Below are 2,433 nucleotides of genomic sequence, written 5' to 3'. Positions count from 1 at the left end.
ATGGACTGTGCCTCGGAGGAGTCGGAAATCCGCCGGGCGTTGGACGGCATGGCGGGAATTCGTAGCCTGCAATTCAATCTGGGCGAACGCGAGTTGGCCATTGCCGCCGATGATCCTGTCTTGCAGCAGGCGCTGGACGCAATCCGCAAGGCAGGCTTCAAGCCGGAACCTCTTGGCGACACAGGCTCGTCGGCTGCTGCGGTTGCCTCGCCAACGGGCTTCTGGACGAGATGGGGCAAATCGCTGGGCGCCCTTGGGTTGGCTGTGGCGGCCGAGGGCTTGGCATTCGCCTTTCCAGACAGCGTACCTGTCAAGGCGCTGGGAATGGCGCTGGCCGCGGCGGCCATCGCGCTGTCGGGTTTCTCGGTTTACGGCAAAGGGCTGGCTGCACTGCGGCAGGGCCGCTTGAACATCAATGCCCTGATGACCGTGGCCGTGACCGGCGCTTTCCTGATCGGCCAGTGGCCCGAAGCGGCGATGGTGATGGCCCTGTATGCGATTGCGGAAGCCATTGAGGCCCGCGCCGTGGATCGGGCGCGCGGCGCCATCAAGAGCCTGCTGGCGCTCGCGCCGGAGCAAGCTGAAGTGCGTCAAGACGATGGCAATTGGGTGCGCATGGGAGTCAAGGAAGTCACCGTGGGCACGACCGTGCGTATTCGCCCCGGCGAGCGCGTTCCGCTGGATGGCATCGTGAGCCTAGGTCAGAGCGCTATTGACCAGTCCCCCGTGACCGGCGAAAGCTTGCCGGTGGACAAGAGCCCCGGCGATGAAGTCTTCGCCGGCACCATCAATCAGGCTGCGGCGTTGGAAATCCGTGTCACGGCCCCCGCGTCCGACAGCACGCTGGCGCGGATCATCCACGCCGTTGAGCAGGCCCAGTCTTCCCGTGCGCCCACGCAGCGTTTCGTGGATCGCTTCGCCGCCGTCTACACGCCTGCGGTGTTCGTCCTGGCCGTTGCCGTTGCGTTGTTGGCGCCCTGGCTCATGGGGCTGACCTGGACGCAGGCCGCCTACAAGGCCCTGGTGCTGCTGGTCATCGCCTGCCCTTGCGCCTTGGTGATTTCCACGCCCGTCACCGTCGTCAGCGGTTTGGCCGCTGGGGCGCGGCGAGGCATCCTGATCAAAGGTGGTGTGTACCTGGAAGAGGCGCGCAAGATCAAGGCCGTGGCGCTGGACAAGACCGGCACCATCACCGAAGGCAAGCCCAAGCTGGTGGCTTTCGAGCCCGTGGACACAGGACTCGGCCAACAAGCCCTGGAGGGGTTGGCCAAGAGCCTCGCAGCGCGGTCGGATCATCCAGTGTCCAAGGCCATTGCGGACGGCGTGTCGTCCGCCACGCAAGAAGTGGATGAGTTTCAGGCTGTTGCCGGGCGCGGCGTGCAGGGGGTGATCGACGGCCATACCTATGTGCTGGCTAACCACCGCTGGATTGAAGAGCGCGGGCAGTGTTCGGCTGACCTCGAAGCCCGCCTTGCAGTGCATGAGCAAGCTGGCCGCACCGTCACGTTGTTGGCCAGCAGCGAACGGGTCATGGCCATCTGTGCAGTAGCCGACACCATCAAATCCTCATCCGCGCAGGCCGTGGCCGACCTGAAGGCATTGGGCGTGACGCCGGTGATGTTGACGGGCGATAACCTGGCGACGGCGCAAACCGTCGGCACCCAGGCGGGCATCGCCGAGGTGCGTGGCAACCTGCTGCCCGAGGACAAGTTGCAGGCCATCGGAGAGCTTCAGCAGCGCTTGGGCGTCACGGCGATGACCGGCGACGGCATCAACGACGCCCCCGCGCTGGCGAAGGCTGACATCGGCTTCGCTATGGGCGGCGCTGGCACCCACACCGCGATGGAGGCCGCCGATGTGGTGGTCATGAATGACGACCTGCGCCGACTACCCGAAACGATCCGACTGTCCAAGCGCACCCACGCCGTGCTGTGGCAGAACATCGTGCTCGCGCTGGGCATCAAGGCGGTTTTCCTGTTGCTGGCCGTCTTCGACGATGCCTCCATGTGGATGGCCGTGTTCGCCGACATGGGGGCGAGCTTGCTGGTGGTCTTCAACGGACTGAGGCTGCTCAGACAGCGGGCGGGTCGATAAAACGGAATACGGAGTTTGAAAATGGGAATCTTAGGTCGAATTTTTGGCGGAGACAGCGGAGGGCATGGCAGTTCCCACGGGCATGGCAATAGCCACGGCCGCGGCAGCTCCAGCGGTCATGATTGGGGGCGCAATCCAACGCCTTCGGCCAGTGGCATCCCATGCCCGCAATGCAAAACGATCAATCCGCAAGGCTCCCGCTTTTGCGGCCAGTGCGGGACATCGCTGGTGCCAGCATCGTGTAAGGGAAGGTCTGAACAAGGCCGATTCAAGCGCACGCCTGGCGCATCAAGTGGGCGCGTGATCAGGCAGTGCCGCGTCTGACTCGCGTTTTCAGGC

At 64.5% G+C, this 2,433-nt stretch carries 2 protein-coding genes; both read left to right on the top strand.

Annotated elements, in window-relative coordinates; genetic code table 11:
• On the top strand, positions 1-2,094 hold a 2,094-nt coding region (locus Q392_RS26295; protein WP_038215554.1), incomplete at its 5' end, for a heavy metal translocating P-type ATPase.
• Between the two features lie 21 nt (positions 2,095-2,115).
• Positions 2,116-2,418, top strand: coding sequence for a double zinc ribbon domain-containing protein (locus Q392_RS32425; protein ID WP_157008347.1), 303 nt, complete (start codon positions 2,116-2,118; stop codon positions 2,416-2,418).
• The last annotated feature ends 15 nt before the right edge of the window (positions 2,419-2,433 follow it).

Origin of the sequence: Xenophilus azovorans DSM 13620, from assembly GCF_000745855.1 — a bacterium.
GTDB classification, from domain to species: domain Bacteria; phylum Pseudomonadota; class Gammaproteobacteria; order Burkholderiales; family Burkholderiaceae_C; genus Xenophilus; species Xenophilus azovorans.
This window is presented reverse-complemented; position numbering and strand designations above follow the sequence as displayed.

Bases quoted from the DNA above. Each gene is read 5' to 3' on its own strand.
- Q392_RS32425 (WP_157008347.1), top strand. From the start codon at position 2,116: ATGGGAATCTTAGGTCGAATTTTTGGCGGAGACAGCGGAGGGCATGGC.